The sequence below is a fragment of the Paenibacillus sp. S29 genome (assembly GCF_049319765.1).
In the GTDB taxonomy this organism is placed as follows: Bacteria; Bacillota; Bacilli; order Paenibacillales; family Paenibacillaceae; genus Paenibacillus; species Paenibacillus polymyxa_B.
Genome location: NZ_JBMOUI010000003.1, coordinates 265,489 through 280,528, shown reverse-complemented (window position 1 = coordinate 280,528; position 15,040 = coordinate 265,489). Strand labels below are relative to the sequence as shown.

The window sequence follows — 15,040 nt, the reverse complement described above, 5'->3', positions numbered from 1 at the left end:
TTTTATTAAATGAACCCAATATTTAGTACACAACTAATCGGATGCAGTCTCGTACAACTTAGATGAACACATTCACAATGAGGTGATAACAGCATGACAATCAACAAGAAAGTATTGCTGGCTCTGCTGGCGGTATCACTGCTCCAAGCTCCCCCCTCTTATGCAAAGTCGGTACGGACGACTCCGGTGACAACCGTTTATGTAGATGACCGCCCGCTTCAGCTTGCCGTCCAGCCGCTGCTGCTAGACGGGACAACGCTCATCCCCATGCGCCAGTTGTTTGAGGCGCAAGGAGCCAGGCTTTCCTGGGATGGATCCGGCAAAACCGTAACGGCAACCAAAAACGACACGGTGCTGACCTATCGCATCGGGGAACTCGCTGCCACCTTAAACGGCGGTACGCTGTCCCTGAATGTTCCAGGACAGATTGTTGAGGGCAACACGATGATTCCACTGCGTTTTGTAAGCGAAGCACTTGGGAGCACAGTAAAGTGGGAGGCCTTGACCCGGACCATCCGAATTGCCTCTAGGGACGATTTTTTCACAACGGTTCTTTTCGGGGTCAACCTGCGCAGCAAACCGGATTCATCGATAGCTTCCTCTTCCCTACGGCTTATTCCAGCCGACGAAAAGGTTCATGTCATTCGCGAGGTCAATGCTCTCTGGCTGGAAGTGCGCACTAAAGACAACCTGACCGGATATATATCGGCTAAACCAAAATACAGCGATTATACCAGCCCATCCCTGGTGGAACGACAAGGAGATGAACTGATCGCCTACGGAGAGAAATTCCTTGGTACTCCTTATGAATTCGGAGCAGCAAGCGGCCAGACATCGACCTTTGATTGTTCTTCTTTTGTGGAGGAAGTGTTCCGGCATACGCTCTCTATCGACCTCCCTCGTGTCTCTTACGATCAGGCTAAAGAAGGCCGGAAAGTCGGGCTGAACGAGCTGCGCAAAGGCGATCTGCTGTTCTTCAGCGCACGCGGCCTGGAGATCGGCCATGTGGCTATCTATGCAGGGAACAACAAGTTGCTGCATACCTTCTCCAAAGAACGCGGCGTTCATTTTGACACGTTTGACGATAAATGGCAGAAACGTTTCGTAACAGCGCGCAGGCTGTTTTAGGACGAACCAGATAGCCAATAACAGGAGGATTCCAGTACCACACTCATTATCTTCTGATTGCCTTTTGCCGGACGCCTCCCTTGCGGTTTGCGTTCAGGCGGCAAAAGGTCTGGGTTCATTGTTAAATGGAGGTCTAACGTTTAAAGGCTACGAACGCATAAAAGATTGGATTGAGATGTTAATCGTTTTAAAATACTAAGTAGAGTCTGTTGATTATAGACAGGAGGAATCGTTATGCAATTTGAGACAAATCGGCTCATCATTCGTGATATTGGCAGATCCGATTGGGAAAGTATACATACGTACACGTCATTGCCTGAAGTTACTAGATATACGGCCTGGGGACCGAATACAGAAGAAGATACAAAGGCATATATAGAACAAGTTCTAGCTTCACAGCAGGAACAACCACGACAAGACTATGAACTAGCCGTTTGTCTGAAAAACAACGGAACCCTGATCGGCGGTGTTGGTATTCATGTCAAAGATACTAATGCAGAAATGGGTTATGTTTTGAACCCAGATTATCAAGGGAAGGGTTATGCAGCAGAGGCAGCACGAGCGATACTAGACTTTGGATTTAGCACACTTGCTGTCCACCGTATTTATGCAACATGTCGTCCAGAAAATAAGGCTTCTGAGAAGGTCATGCAACAGATCGGAATGCAACGTGAAGGTTTGATGCGTGAACACTGGTACTACAAAGGCGAGTTTCATGATTCATATTTGTACTCTATTCTTGCTGAGGAATATAACAGGACATAAAAGGTATTTTTTTATATCTAAATATATTTTTATATTTTTCAACAGACAATTACTCCTTAAGAAACATGTTGCTGCGATAAAATGATAGTTAAACCATTTTGACTATCTAGTTTGAAAATATATATAGTTGGAAATAGGTGTTGTTAAGAATCTGTCTGAGCCATTCTGGGAGGAGTTTTAACGACAAATAGGTTTGAGGAACTTTTCTGAACGATATAATTTTTAATTTAAGGAGGGAACAACATGGAAGCTTTTGCAGAATATTTAGCGCATATTGATAACCCCCAACATCGGGCTCGAACGCAAGAGGTTTTGGCTTGGGTAACCAAGAAGTTTCCAAATTTAATGGCAAAAATTGCGTGGAGTCAGCCTATGTTTACGGATCACGGCACATTTATTATTGGCTTTAGCGTAGCCAAACATCATTTGGCCGTTGCCCCTGAAAAGGCAGGGATTAATCATTTTTCTGAGTTAATTATGCAGGCTGGCTATGATCACACCAAGCAGTTGGTACGTATCCAGTGGGATAGTCCCGTTGATTTCTCATTACTTGAGAAAATGATCGAGTTTAATATTTTGGATAAGGCAGACTGTTCAACCTTTTGGCGGGGATAAAAAAAGGTTCCTTTTCTCGTAAAACTATACATCGAGCATCACAAATAAGTATGTTTCTTCTCCCCCCTCTACCATCCTTCCAAATCTCATCATGCTAATGACCCTTAAAGTAACACTATGTTATAATGTGGAAAGTATGGATTGTTACATGCACAGGAGGATTGGAGCAAAATGATTGGGAAATTTTTAATTTTCTCTCTACTATGGAGTTTGCTCGGCAACCCGTTTTTGGCAATGCTCGTACTCCTAATCGCGATCTATATATTGGATCGCAGCTTTGTCGGTGTATTGCCCAGCATCAGCAAGCCCTGGAAAAGAAGACGCAACGCAGCACGGCTGCGTCAGCAGATTGCGCTAAACACCAACGATGTGGCTGCCAAGTTCGATTTGGCTCGTATCTGGATCGAAAGCAAGAAATATCCTCAAGCTTTGGATCTGTTATTGGAAATTCAATCCCGTTATGAAGAATCAGCAGACTATTGGAACGCACGGGGAACGGCTGAAGTACACACAAACCATCTGGAGGTTGGAGAACAGGATTTACTGAAAGCACTGGATATTAACCCGCGGGTGCAATACGGTGAGCCTTATTTGCATTTAGCCGCTGCTTTCAAGGAACGTGACGTCAATAAGTCGCTTCATTATCTGCAGCAGTTTCAGGAGATTCAGTCTTCTTCCAGTGAGGGCTATTATCTGACAGGCTTGATGTACCGTATGCTGGGACGCAAGGATGAGGCCATTGTAGCCTTTAACCAGTCCATTGCCGTCTATCGCTCTCTGCCCAAATACCGTAAACGAAGTGAGCGCAAGTGGGCTGTACGTAGCTTATTCCGTAAATTAATCGGCTAAACAGCTATATTTATTTTCTTAACGACCTTTCTCTTCTTTTGAGAAAGGTCGTTTTTACGTTTGTCTACCATGTACTTCCACGGACCTGAATCGGCTCCCTTTCGCATCCTGAATTTGAGGCATTTTTTTGTAATCAGTCGTTGACATGCCACAAATCAGGTCATATAATCCGTTTATGAACTGATGAGTTTATACATAAACTTTAAAGTACAAAAAGACAGAAAGGATGATCATCTTGTTAAAGCCCAGTCTCTACATATCTGCTATATTCATTCTTCTGTTCACCTCAGCTTGCTCATCTACAGGATCGAGTAATAATGAAGCAGCAGAACAACAAAAGCAAAAGGTGGAAGCGATGGTTGTTAAAAAAGAACCGCTGTCTGCTTCTTTTGACCTTTCAGGCACACTACAGCCCTATGAGGATACCTCCGTATCTTTTGAGTTATCCGGACTGATTCGCGACACAGTAGTCAATGTTGGAGACTCCGTATCCCAGGGGCAGATCTTGACGATGCTTGATTCATCCAGCTACCAGCTACAACTGGAGCAGGCTAGTACAGCTATCCTTGAAGCACAGGCAGGTATCAAAAATGCTACAGCTGCCATTTCAAGTGCAGATGCCTCCATTCAATCCGCCGACGCGCAAAAGGCAGCAGCTCAAGCTGGAGTTAACAAAGTGAACAAGGGTGCCCGTGTGCAGGAAAGGGCACAGGTCCGTACCAAAGTGCAAAGAGCACAGTCCGCTTTGACTAAAGCACAAGCCACCGCTGAACGCACTAAGCTTTTATATGACCAGGGAGCTGCGACCAAAAACGATTATGAAAATGCACAGCTCGCTTTAACCAACGCCTCCAAGGACCTGGAGGATACACAAGAAGCCCTCTCCTTAATCCAGGAGGGAGCCACATTAGAAGATCGGCAATCGGCAGAATCCAGCTTGCGGCAAGCCCAAGCCGGGAAAGAAGCTGCTATCGCTGCGAAGGAACAGGCAGAAGCCTCCCGAGATAACTCAACTGCGGCATATCAACAGGCGGTCATTGCCAAAAAGCAAGCCGAACTTTCCCTCTCCAAGACAGCTTTAAAAGCCCCCATTTCCGGCGTTATTCTGGAGAAAAAGGCAACGGTGGGACAATTGGCGAGCACTGGACAGCCGATATATCGTATCGGACAAATCGACAAGCTCAAGGTGCTGCTCCCTGTTCCCGATCATGAAATCACGAACTGGAAGCAAGGTCAGACAGTCCAACTTCAACTGTACGATGAGAACAGAGAAGGAACGGTCAGCAAAATTTATCCGGCCACCAACACCAATACGGGCAGTATCAACGTAGAAGTGATTGTTCCTAACCCCCAGCATGATTGGGCCCCGGGACAAGTCATAAAGGCAGGCCGCCAACTGACTCAGAGTGAGCAAATTTTGCTCCCAGCCAAAGCTGTCATTAATAACGGTACAGATACTTTTGTCTATAAAGTGGTGAACAACAAAGCGGTCAAGACGGTCGTGAATGTCGGTCAGATGTCCAACAATAAGCTCGAAATTACCAAGGGACTGAATGTCGGGGATCGTATCGTTACCACCGGAGTAAACCTGATCTACGATGGGCTGCTCGTTCAGATCATGGGGGGAACGAGCAAATGATTGCATATTTTATCAAAAAGAAAAAACTGACCCTCTTTATTTTTATCATGGCGATTGTTGCCGGGCTATATAGTGTCTCTCAACTTCCCCGGCAGGAAACGCCGGATATTATCAAGAAAACCGCTGTGGTCACGACCCTCTACCCTGGAGCTACACCCCAAAAGGTAGAACAAACGGTCACGAAGCCTCTGGAACAAAAAATGAAAGAAATCAATCATATTAAAAAGATTTCTTCTACATCCGAAAATGGACTTTCGACGATTATCATTGAGACAGAAGGCAACGCCAATGCCGCAGAAGTCTGGGATACATTACGCAAAAAAATGAACGATGCCCAATCTTTTCTGCCCACAGATGCTCAAAAGCCTGTCGTTAACGATGATTTGAATAAAGTATTTATCCATTCCTACGCCATCACGGGGGACTCTGTGGAGCAATTATATCAACTAAATGATATGGTGATATCATGGAAGGATCAATTAAAAACCATTCCCGGTGTATCGGAAGTAACAATCAAGGGATTACCGGATCAAGAGGTTCAGATTGAGATTGATGCTCAAAAGCTCCAGCAGTACCATATCAGTTGGGAACAGCTCATGAGTGCAGTGCAGAAGGAAAATGAGCAATATCCGATAGGCAATCTGGATTACAATGAACGTACCTATCGCTTGAATGTAAAGCAGTCCAAGGATGCTCAGGATTTGAGTAAAGTCATTATTTCCAGAACAGACAGCGGCGCTCCTGTGTATCTCAGTGATGTGGGCACCGTATTGCTTACACATAACACCAGCAGCTATATGGCCTTTTTTAACGGTAAACCAGCTATTACGCTGACGATTAACGGTAATACCGGCTCTGACGTAGACACGATTTATAGCAAAGTAAATAAAGAAATGCAGTTGTTAAAACCAGATCTGCCTAATACGTTTCAACTGAATACGTTATTTTCACAGACCGAGCGGATTGATCATATTTTTCATGGCTTGACCCGTGAATTGCTGTTTGCCATTGCGGCGGTTGTGATCGTATGTACATTGGGCTTGAATCTGATTACATCCTCTTTTGTGGCACTGGCTATTCCTATTTCAATCGCCATAGGTCTCATTATTCTCCCTATGCTCGGAATAACATTGAATCAGGTTACGGTCATTGGCTTAATTATTGTAATGGGGATTCTAGTCGATGATGCTGTGGTGGTTAATGATAATATTGAACGCAGAATGATGACCTTGGGCGAGAGTCCCAAGATAGCAGCATTAAATGGAACGAAAGAAGTTTCCATTTCCATTTTGACCGCAACCCTGGCAACTGTAGCCTCCTTTGCCCCGCTGTTCTTTTTATCAGGCGATGCAGGCTCCCTTATCAAACCATTACCGTTTGCTGTTATCTTTACGTTATTGGCTTCCATGCTCATGTCCTTTACCGTCATCCCAATCTTTAGAGAATGGTATGGACAACGAAATCAAAAAACGCCCAACTCCACCATGAAGCCGTCGGGACTGCTGGGAAAACAAATTGATGCTCTTCGTAACATATATACCAGCAAGCTGATTCCGAGAGTCATTAAGCAACCTGGATTATATGCTGCATTAGGATTATTGATCAGTACCACGCTGTACGGCATACTTGCTCTGATTCCGATCGACCTGTTCCCCAGAACCAACGATCCAGAATTAAGCATTAATGTGCGTATGCCTACAGGTACTTCTATAGAAGAAACCAAGCGGGTCACCGAGGATATTGCCAAATGGGTGAAGCAGCAACCTCATGTGGAAACGATCAGTTATGCGGCTGGCGGCGACGCTCCCCGGTTGTTTCAAGATATGACCGCTGACGCCAAAACAGGCACAACCGTGGGTCAAATTGCTATTATTGGGGAAGAAGGTGCATTTGATCCCGATGAAATGGCAGACAAATGGCCCTCCATCTTAAAGGATCGTTATCCGGGTCAATCTATTTCCTTGAAAATAGCCAAAGTAGGGGTGCCTCTCGGTAAGCCGATCTCCATTCGGATTTTAGGCAATGATGTAGATCAGTTGCGTTCGTTGTCACAGCAGTTAAAAGAAGGCATTATGGCTACCAGAGGAACACAGGACATACAAGATAATATGGAAAATGAAGGATATACGTTAGATTTCCAAATCAACAAACAAGCGATGGATCAATATCAGGTAAGCAATAATGATCTGACACGTACACTCTTGTTAATGGGTAATGGCGTGAGCTTTAGCCGATTTGATACGGGGAAAGATTTGATCAATATTAAGCTGAAGCTAAGCCAAACCGATCAAAATCCTGAAATTTTGTTTCAGCAATTGAATGTGACCAATGCCAATGGTATTCAAATCCCTTTATCTCAATTGGCTGAGTTGAAACCATCCTTTGCAACACAAAAAATTAACCATTATAATTTAAAACGTTCGATTACTGTTGAAGCTGAAGTTCACGGGCGTACAGCTTCCGAAGTCATGAAGGATGTCAAGCTTAAATTGCAGAACATTAAATTTCCTCCAGGCTACACTTGGGAAATTGGCGGCGAGATTTCAGGACAAGATGACATTTTATCAGAAATAGGATGGTTATATGTTGTCGTCATACTATTAATCTTCATGCTGATCTTTTTGCAATTTTATTCTTTCTCGACTCCACTCATCATATTGACTACCGTGTATATGGCAGCAGCAGGCGGATTTCTTGGCTTGTTCATTCTAAATACGCCGGTTAGTTTTATGGGCGTGTTGGGCTTAATGACCTTGGCAGGTATTGTCGTACGTAACGGCATTGTGCTGATTGAGTTTATTGAGGATGCAAGACGTGAAGGGATCGAACTGAAGGAGGCCGTTGTTGCAGCGACCAAAGCGCGTTTCCGCCCCATATTGCTTACTTCACTGACAGCCATTGTCGGTCTGATTCCGATTGCGCTTATTGGGGAACTTATGTTTAGACCTCTGGCGTATACCATTATGTTTGGATTGATGTACTCGACCATTCTTACGATGTTTGTGGTTCCGTCCCTGTATATGGTTATTGCCCGCTGGAAATTAAAGAGACAGAGCAAAAAATTGGGGGTACAATGAAAAAAATAACGAGTGAAGATATTATCTATGCCGCCCTTTCCCTGTTTTCTGAAAAAGGGTACGATGCCACCTCGGTGGATGAAATTGCCCGCGAAAGCGGGATGGTGAAGGCTTCCTTTTATAAATACTTTCAAAGTAAAGAAGAGTTGCTGCTGGGGACAATCGTCCTGATTGAAAAGCTTCTTGATGCAGATATTAAAGAACTTTATTTGAAGCACCAGCTACCTTCCCGTGAAAAGTTGAGACAACTGTATTTGATTGCGCTGGGCCGGATTTATAAGAATAAAGTTCATTTGCTGGTATACTCCGTCCCTTTAATCGGTTCTAAGGAAGAAAAAATCGCACAAGCCATTGATCGTGTTGAACTTTATTTGTCTAACGTGATGGTTGATTTCTTAATTGATGCTTATGGACAATCCATAAAAAACTATGCGTATGATATTGAGTTTGTCGTCAAAAGCATGATTGTCAATTCCCTCCGATTGAGCGATTCAGAGCTGTCCTGGACGGAGCAGCAAACACTGGCTGAATTTATGCTCAGCATTACGGATATGCTGGCACAAGGAATGCTGAGCCCTGATGTTCAACATCAAATCATGTGGGGCCGCGATTCCGTATTCCATGAAGATTCTGATCAAATCTGGACCAAGGGAAAACAAATCTCCTATGCACTGCAACGTATGGATACGGTTCTGAAACAAACTAAATTAAATGAAGCTCCCCGGAATGAATATGTGCAAATCCTAAGCAGATTAAAGGGTGAACTCTCGGAAGAAAACGTGGAAATAGCTCACGTGAAAGCCCTCCTTCTATTTTTGGGTCAGCTGCCCGAGTTACTGGAAGACTGCACCAAGCTGAAGGCTATATTGGAAGTTTAGCACGCCGAAATGCAGAAAAAGAGGTTCATGATGGTCAGTTGCTACTGCCATCATGAACCTCTTTCTTTAATATACTTTGTCCGATCCAAAGCATCCTCTCACGCTCACCGTAACGGCGCATAACCAAGCCGATTCAGCTCTTCCGCAATCACGCGATAACCACGACTGTTCGGATGCACCCGATCTAACGAAAGCAGTGCCCGTTCATAGCCCTCAAATGCGGGATAAATGTTCGCCACCCGGTAATTTGGTCCGCCCAATGTATAGAGAAACGAGTTATACTGGCGCACATATACTCCCGCCTCCCTCACCCCTGGAAAAGGATTATATAATCCCACCATTCGGATGATAAATGGCTCACGCTGACCGGACTTTATCTGATACAGGACATGTACAATTTGGCGCACATGTTCTTTTGTGTGATTCAACGCTTGCGGAATGGAAGAACCCGACAAGCCGGAACCTCCAGCAAGGGCGCTGATGTATGGGCGCAGATCATTTCCGCCGATCGTTACGGTTATAAGTTCAGCCCGGCTGAGCGCCGACCGAAAAAGCGGATTGTTGCGGACCATTGACAGCAACTCCTGCGATGTCAGCCCATTGATTCCCAGATTCTCGTAACTGACTGGCGTACGGAGATGTCTTTCTGTCATTCGCCGATAGATAGGTACAAATCCGCCGCTCAGCAACGTCCCTGCACCTGTTGTTAAAGAATCTCCAATCGCTGTGTAGTGGTACGCCAATGAAACCCACCTCCCTTTTTCTACATAATATATCTTATGTAGAAAGAGGGACGCGGGACCCGGAGATTCGCTTATTCTTCGTCTATTTCATATACACAATGGAATTGCCCACCCTCTGGCAAATCCTCTGATCCATAGACGGCAAAGCCCACGTTGCGGAAGAAATCTGCCCCCTCCGCATCCGTGTCCACAGTAAGCCGTTTCGGATTACGCTCCTGAATGAGCGTAAGCAGCATACCTCTGGCATATCCTCTATGACGGTTTTCAGGCAACACGGCCAGATGACGAATTACGGTTGTCCCATCCTCCTGCTCCTCAAAGCCGACAATACCTACAATAAGTCCTTCATCTTCTACACCGAACAGCTTCCAGTCATCCGAGGCTTGATAGGTACGTAAAGCTGCTTCTCCGCGTTCAGGGTGATCCAGCACAGCGTAGGTTAACAGCTCCAGAACCTCCTCACGATCTGAATCTGTTTTTATATTTTTAAACATTGTTTGTCGTCTCTCCTTAATATCCTGAAATTAGGATTACACTCTAATTCTCCATAATAAGCAACGGCCAGTTATCAAGCCATTGCTTCTCAAATACACGCTGACGAAAAGCCGTTGTGTGACGAAACAAAGGGCTTTGCCGTACCCGCATATCCAGTAAATCTTCCAATCCATGCGGACAAATGACCTCTATTTGATCCTTGTCATTCAATCTAACCGCCACAGCCGTTGCCGTCTCTGGCCAGCGGCTCATCGCATACTCTACCGAGGAATACGGAGCCTCACCGTTGCGAATATGCATCCGAGCCTGATTTTTGACAGACCAGTTACGTCCGGCCTGCTTACGGTTCAAGGACAATTCTAGATACTCATCTCGTTCCTCTATCGTATTTTTCGGGTCAAAATAAATAACATCAATATCGTTTAAAGGTGTAGCAGTTGTATAGCCATGGAGCTTGTCCCAAACCCGGTTACGTACATAGCCTGCGGCAATACATCCTTGTGGCAACTTCAGCTCTCGCACATAGCGCAAGTCTTGCAGTACCTGCGGATCATTCATATATTGTATGATTCGTAGCGCATTTTCTTCCGACTTCATCCTGCACTCAACTCCCTTTTTATGATGACAGTTGCTGCACCGATTCTCCTCCTTGAGCCGCGATCCGTGCTGTACGCTGCACCAGACGGCGGCGTGCGACCAGAAGGAATGGAATACCAATCACAACCGACAGGGCAACCGGAACAAAAACGGCAAGCGGCGCCGTTTGACCATAGATATCCAGCAACCAGCCACCAAATAAAGGAGCCAGCACGCTTCCCAAATTATTAAAGCCGATTGTACCGAAGTAGGTCCCTTTATATTGAGCATCTGCAATTTGGTCAATCAATACGTCCAGCATCGTGAACAATAACACTTCACCAACCGTAAACAGCACCATATCCAGTATAAACATCCAGCCTGAGTTTAGCATACCGCACAGCAACAGGCTTACCGCAATACATATATTCCCTGCAATCAAGGAATTTACCGGGGAAAATCGGCTTGCCAGTCGCACCAGCGGATATTGAAATGCCAATACACAAACCGCGTTGACCGTCAGCATGTATGTAAACCATCGGGTTCCTTCTGCGAAGGATAAGGACAAGAATTGAGGCATTGTGGAATTGGAATGCGCATAGCCCATCACACAAAATACCGTTCCCAGCAAAATTGGCATAAACACCGGATCACGGCTGGCTGTACGGAATGCCTCACCCATTCGCAGTGGAGCTCCCGCCGTTGTACCTATATGCAGATCCGATGCATACCGGGCAAATTGGATCAACAACAGTACCCCGTACAATGCGTACACACCAGCAGCTACCATAAACGGCGTACCCGTGGATGCAGATCCTAGCATTAAACCAAGCAACGGCCCTGCCACCACCCCAACATTAATGGCCGCATATCTCATATTGTAGATAAGCAGTCTTTTCTCCTTCGGGGTTACATCTGATAACAGCGCCCGTGAGGTTGGCTCGAACAAGGATCTGCACAGTCCATTCAGAGCATTAATGACAAAAAAGGCCCAGGCCGCTTCCGCCAACGCAAAAGCAACGAATACAAGCGCCCAGCTCGCAATGGACACCAGCATCACCTTACGCCGTCCGATTCGATCTGAAATATATCCACCGTAAAAGCTGGCAAAAATGCCGACCAACGAGCTGACCGATACGATCACCCCTGTATGAAAGGGGGACACCCCTAAACGGGTGGTAAGGTAAATAGACAAAAACGGGATACTCATGGATGTCGCCATCCGCCCAAAAATAGTACCGACAATAATCGTCCAGGCCAGCGGGTGAATAGAACGCAACTGTTCTTTCATATATGTCTCTTACGTCCTCCTTCCGTATGCAAGTCTAACAAGGGGGAAACCTGTCTAGCACTGGTGAATATAGCGTTCCAGTTCTAAACACGTTGCTTGATAGACAGATTGGAGCGCAGACAACTTCGCTTTCGCATTCTCGAGTCGGTTCTCCCTTGCAAGCTGTTCAATATCGGACAGCAACGAGGACAAACGTCCAACACCCAGACTCACGCTGCCTGATTTCAACTCATGAGCAGCCTCTACTACTTTTGTGGCTTCGCCCGCAGCAGCCAGTTCATTTAACTTATTGATTTTGGCAGGTGTATCACTTGTATACATTTCGACCAATGACTCCAGTAGTCCCGTGCTGCCATCCTCGTCCAGCAGCATAATTTCACGTATAACTTCCTCATCCAAAATCGGCTCGGTTTCCGGCTTTGGAAGCCATTTTACAAGCTTTTCAGAGAGCTTTTCAATCGTTACTGGCTTCATCAAGTAATCGTTCACTCCAACCTCCTGGCCCCGTGCCTGATCCTCCTCGGACACATTTCCGGTCAAAGAAATGATCGGTACAGGTGGTTGCTGGTTTTCTGCTTCCCGCTGGCGGATCGCTTTCGCCGCATCATGACCATTCAGCAGAGGCATATGATGATCCATTAGAATACAAGCGTAGGATCGTTCGGAGGCCGCTCTTACAGCAGCTTGTCCATCCTCAGCAAAATCAATATGCTGGAATCCCAAGTGGTTAAGCTGTAATTGCACCACCTGCCGATTCACCCGATTATCCTCAGCCACCAAAATAGTTTGAGAATGACTATGCTCACGCAGCAACTCGCTAAATGCCTTCAAATCACCATTTTCATGCTTCTCCATTTCGTCTGCCTGCTCCGATCCTTTCATGAGGGGAATTTCAAACCAGAACGTGGAGCCTTGGCCTTCTTTACTGACGACCCCAATTTCTCCCTGCATGAGTTCCACAAATGAACTGCATATCCATAGCCCTAGACCCGTTCCTCCATATTGGGAGGCGCTGCCTTCACCGGCTTGTACATAAGGCTGAAACAGCTTATTCTGATCCTCCGGTGAAATACCAATACCCGAATCCTGCACCTCAAACCGAACACGTTGGGAATCTTTTGTTTCCTCCACCAATTTTGTTCGAATGATGAGCAATCCTTCACTGGTAAATTTATTCGCATTGTTCAACAGATTGAGCAAGATCTGCATGATCCTTGCCGAATCTCCTTCCAGATGCTCTGCCACACCGGAATCGGTCTCTATACTCAAACGGTTACCCATCTGATAGATTTGTGGCTCCAACAACTGAGCAACGTGGCTCATAATCGCCTGCACTCTGACGTTTCCGATCTCCAGTTCCATCTGTCCTGCTTCCACTTTAGATATATCGAGCAGATTATTAATCATGTTCAACAACAGAGAGGCTGACTCACGTATGACACCGATGGCCTGCCGTTGATCTGGGGAAAGTTTGGATGAACCTAACATTTCAATCATTCCAAGTATTCCGTTCATTGGCGTTCTGAATTCATGACTAACCACAGCCAGAAAAGTGCTCTTTAGGTCATTAGCCCGTACCGCTTCTTCCTTCGTCCGTGTTAATTCCGCATTGTTTTTGGCAAGCTGACGCTGCAGATTGACCAGCTCGTTGTTCATTGATGAAAATTCATTCAGCAACTTTTCTTCCTCAGCCTTGCTTTTCACAATCTCATCCGTTAATTGTTCGACCGTTTTCCGCAGGACAGCCATTTCTGCTGTCGGTTCCTTCATATTAAAAGGCCCCCTTTACAAAATGACTACAGGTTCACATAACTAACCTTATTTCCTGAGCGAAAGTAAGTCCCCTACAACCTCCAGCGCTTCCTCCGCACCTGGTGCGTATCCGTCCGCCCCTACTTCCTGCCACAAGTGGGAATCGAGATTAAAAGGCAAGCCTCCGACCATAATTTTCACATGGCTAGTCGTTGGGTCTTGCCGAATGAGAGCAATCAACTCTTTCACTAGATGGACATGGTAAGCCATGGTAGCTGAGATAGCCACCACATCCGCCTTGTAACTCACAATGGCCTGAAGTAGACTCCGGTTAGGTACATTGGCGCCTAAATAATACGTATCCCAACCATCCATTTCAAATATATCAGCCAGCATACGCAGACCAATTTCATGCTGCTCGCTGCCTACACACGCCGCCACGAGGTAGCGCTCCTTATTTCCATTCCCCATCCATTGGGGGTACAGGCTGGAAATAATAAATTGAGTCACAGCAGTGCAAAAATGCTCTTGACCGACGGTGATTTTGCCTTCATGCCATAGACGACCTATTTCATATTGCGAAATTTGAAAAATATATTTATACGTATGTTGAATAGAGATACCCTCATCCAGCAAACGGACGATCCAATCCAAAGCCTGTCTGCGATTACCTGAGAGTAAATATTCCAAATATTGAGCCACGTCAGCAGCATAGGGATTATCATTTGTAATAAAAGAGGCATACTCCTCTTTCTTCCCTATTTGCTGTATCCCCAAATCCAGATGCTCCAGCACCATAGCTTTATCTGTATGATCGAAATGCTCTACCAACATCTCCTGGATTAATCTGAAATTGATGCTCAAATCTTCTTGGGTTATGCCGAAACCCTCCAGAAGCTTTTTTAACCAAGAAACATACTGTGTAAATAAAATAGGGCTGTTCATGATTACACTTTCAGCTAAATAGTTCAAACTATATATAGAATCCTGTTTTGTCTTTATTTTACCGTTATCCCCAAAACGCTGCAAAAGATCGGGCTGTAATTCGTATTGCTTATGGGTAACTAATTCAGCCAAAGCTCCTGCTTGCATCAATAGCGATTCACCTGCGGTATATTGCTGTATACTCATGTACAGCTCCTTCCCCGACAAGGTATTGTATTCGAAACAGATACTGGGGATTTGTTCCAGACGTGACTATTAGACAATTATACCTGATTTGCGTCTCTACA

At 45.4% G+C, this 15,040-nt stretch carries 13 protein-coding genes; 7 read left to right on the top strand and 6 right to left on the bottom strand.

Annotation, left to right across the window (positions count from 1 at the left end):
• The first annotated feature begins 93 nt into the window (after positions 1–93).
• The 7 genes from ACL9RM_RS06735 (at position 94) to ACL9RM_RS06705 (ending at position 8,951) form a co-directional block, all read left to right on the top strand.
• Positions 94–1,128, top strand: a complete 1,035-nt coding sequence (locus ACL9RM_RS06735; RefSeq protein WP_250268068.1) for a stalk domain-containing protein — start codon at positions 94–96, stop codon at positions 1,126–1,128.
• A gap of 234 nt (positions 1,129–1,362) precedes the next feature.
• A complete protein-coding gene (locus ACL9RM_RS06730; RefSeq protein WP_250268067.1) occupies positions 1,363–1,893 on the top strand; it encodes a GNAT family N-acetyltransferase in 531 nt (176 codons plus the stop codon).
• A 243-nt stretch (positions 1,894–2,136) separates the two neighbouring features.
• On the top strand, positions 2,137–2,508 hold the full coding sequence (locus ACL9RM_RS06725; RefSeq protein WP_165175703.1) for an iron chaperone: 372 nt from the start codon (positions 2,137–2,139) through the stop codon (positions 2,506–2,508).
• A gap of 171 nt (positions 2,509–2,679) precedes the next feature.
• A complete protein-coding gene (locus ACL9RM_RS06720; protein WP_250268066.1) occupies positions 2,680–3,357 on the top strand; it encodes a tetratricopeptide repeat protein in 678 nt (225 codons plus the stop codon).
• A 226-nt stretch (positions 3,358–3,583) separates the two neighbouring features.
• Complete coding sequence (locus tag ACL9RM_RS06715; protein WP_414126237.1) at positions 3,584–4,996, top strand: efflux RND transporter periplasmic adaptor subunit; 1,413 nt, start codon at positions 3,584–3,586, stop codon at positions 4,994–4,996.
• Positions 4,993–8,073 carry an efflux RND transporter permease subunit gene (locus ACL9RM_RS06710; protein ID WP_250268064.1) on the top strand — a complete coding sequence of 1,027 codons (3,081 nt, stop codon included), beginning with the start codon at positions 4,993–4,995 and terminating at the stop codon, positions 8,071–8,073. The genes ACL9RM_RS06715 and ACL9RM_RS06710 overlap by 4 nt, the downstream gene beginning before the upstream one ends.
• Entirely contained in the window at positions 8,070–8,951 is an 882-nt protein-coding gene (locus ACL9RM_RS06705) for a TetR/AcrR family transcriptional regulator (RefSeq protein ID WP_235308092.1), read from the top strand. Before ACL9RM_RS06710 ends, ACL9RM_RS06705 begins: the two co-directional genes overlap by 4 nt.
• A 104-nt stretch (positions 8,952–9,055) precedes the next feature.
• On the opposite strand, the gene ACL9RM_RS06700 is transcribed toward ACL9RM_RS06705, so the two are convergent.
• The 6 genes from ACL9RM_RS06700 to ACL9RM_RS06675 form a co-directional block, all read right to left on the bottom strand.
• Positions 9,056–9,694: a GDSL-type esterase/lipase family protein gene (locus ACL9RM_RS06700; RefSeq protein WP_250268063.1), complete on the bottom strand. Its 639-nt coding sequence runs from the start codon at positions 9,692–9,694 to the stop codon at positions 9,056–9,058.
• A 71-nt stretch (positions 9,695–9,765) separates the two neighbouring features.
• The gene (locus ACL9RM_RS06695; protein ID WP_069291686.1) at positions 9,766–10,188 is read right to left on the bottom strand and encodes a GNAT family N-acetyltransferase; all 423 of its coding nucleotides are present in this window, start codon (positions 10,186–10,188) and stop codon (positions 9,766–9,768) included.
• A 43-nt stretch (positions 10,189–10,231) separates the two neighbouring features.
• The gene (locus ACL9RM_RS06690) at positions 10,232–10,786 is read right to left on the bottom strand and encodes a nucleotidyltransferase family protein (protein WP_414126236.1); all 555 of its coding nucleotides are present in this window, start codon (positions 10,784–10,786) and stop codon (positions 10,232–10,234) included.
• A gap of 19 nt (positions 10,787–10,805) precedes the next feature.
• Positions 10,806–12,056 carry an MDR family MFS transporter gene (locus ACL9RM_RS06685; RefSeq protein WP_061831323.1) on the bottom strand — a complete coding sequence of 417 codons (1,251 nt, stop codon included), beginning with the start codon at positions 12,054–12,056 and terminating at the stop codon, positions 10,806–10,808.
• Positions 12,057–12,110: 54 nt separating this feature from the next.
• Complete coding sequence (locus ACL9RM_RS06680; RefSeq protein ID WP_250268061.1) at positions 12,111–13,826, bottom strand: ATP-binding protein; 1,716 nt, start codon at positions 13,824–13,826, stop codon at positions 12,111–12,113.
• Positions 13,827–13,874: 48 nt separating this feature from the next.
• Complete coding sequence (locus ACL9RM_RS06675; RefSeq protein WP_250268060.1) at positions 13,875–14,939, bottom strand: cobalamin B12-binding domain-containing protein; 1,065 nt, start codon at positions 14,937–14,939, stop codon at positions 13,875–13,877.
• Positions 14,940–15,040 lie beyond the last annotated feature (101 nt).

Excerpts from the sequence above, each read along its gene's own strand:
- ACL9RM_RS06735 (WP_250268068.1), top strand. The coding sequence starts at position 94 with ATGACAATCAACAAGAAAGTATTGCTGGCTCTGCTGGCGGTATCACTG.
- ACL9RM_RS06730 (WP_250268067.1), top strand. The coding sequence starts at position 1,363 with ATGCAATTTGAGACAAATCGGCTCATCATTCGTGATATTGGCAGATCC.
- ACL9RM_RS06725 (WP_165175703.1), top strand. The coding sequence starts at position 2,137 with ATGGAAGCTTTTGCAGAATATTTAGCGCATATTGATAACCCCCAACAT.
- ACL9RM_RS06720 (WP_250268066.1), top strand. The coding sequence starts at position 2,680 with ATGATTGGGAAATTTTTAATTTTCTCTCTACTATGGAGTTTGCTCGGC.
- ACL9RM_RS06715 (WP_414126237.1), top strand. The coding sequence starts at position 3,584 with ATGATCATCTTGTTAAAGCCCAGTCTCTACATATCTGCTATATTCATT.
- ACL9RM_RS06710 (WP_250268064.1), top strand. The coding sequence starts at position 4,993 with ATGATTGCATATTTTATCAAAAAGAAAAAACTGACCCTCTTTATTTTT.
- ACL9RM_RS06705 (WP_235308092.1), top strand. The coding sequence starts at position 8,070 with ATGAAAAAAATAACGAGTGAAGATATTATCTATGCCGCCCTTTCCCTG.
- ACL9RM_RS06695 (WP_069291686.1), bottom strand. The coding sequence starts at position 10,188 with ATGTTTAAAAATATAAAAACAGATTCAGATCGTGAGGAGGTTCTGGAG.
- ACL9RM_RS06690 (WP_414126236.1), bottom strand. The coding sequence starts at position 10,786 with ATGAAGTCGGAAGAAAATGCGCTACGAATCATACAATATATGAATGAT.
- ACL9RM_RS06685 (WP_061831323.1), bottom strand. The coding sequence starts at position 12,056 with ATGAAAGAACAGTTGCGTTCTATTCACCCGCTGGCCTGGACGATTATT.
- ACL9RM_RS06680 (WP_250268061.1), bottom strand. The coding sequence starts at position 13,826 with ATGAAGGAACCGACAGCAGAAATGGCTGTCCTGCGGAAAACGGTCGAA.
- ACL9RM_RS06675 (WP_250268060.1), bottom strand. The coding sequence starts at position 14,939 with ATGAGTATACAGCAATATACCGCAGGTGAATCGCTATTGATGCAAGCA.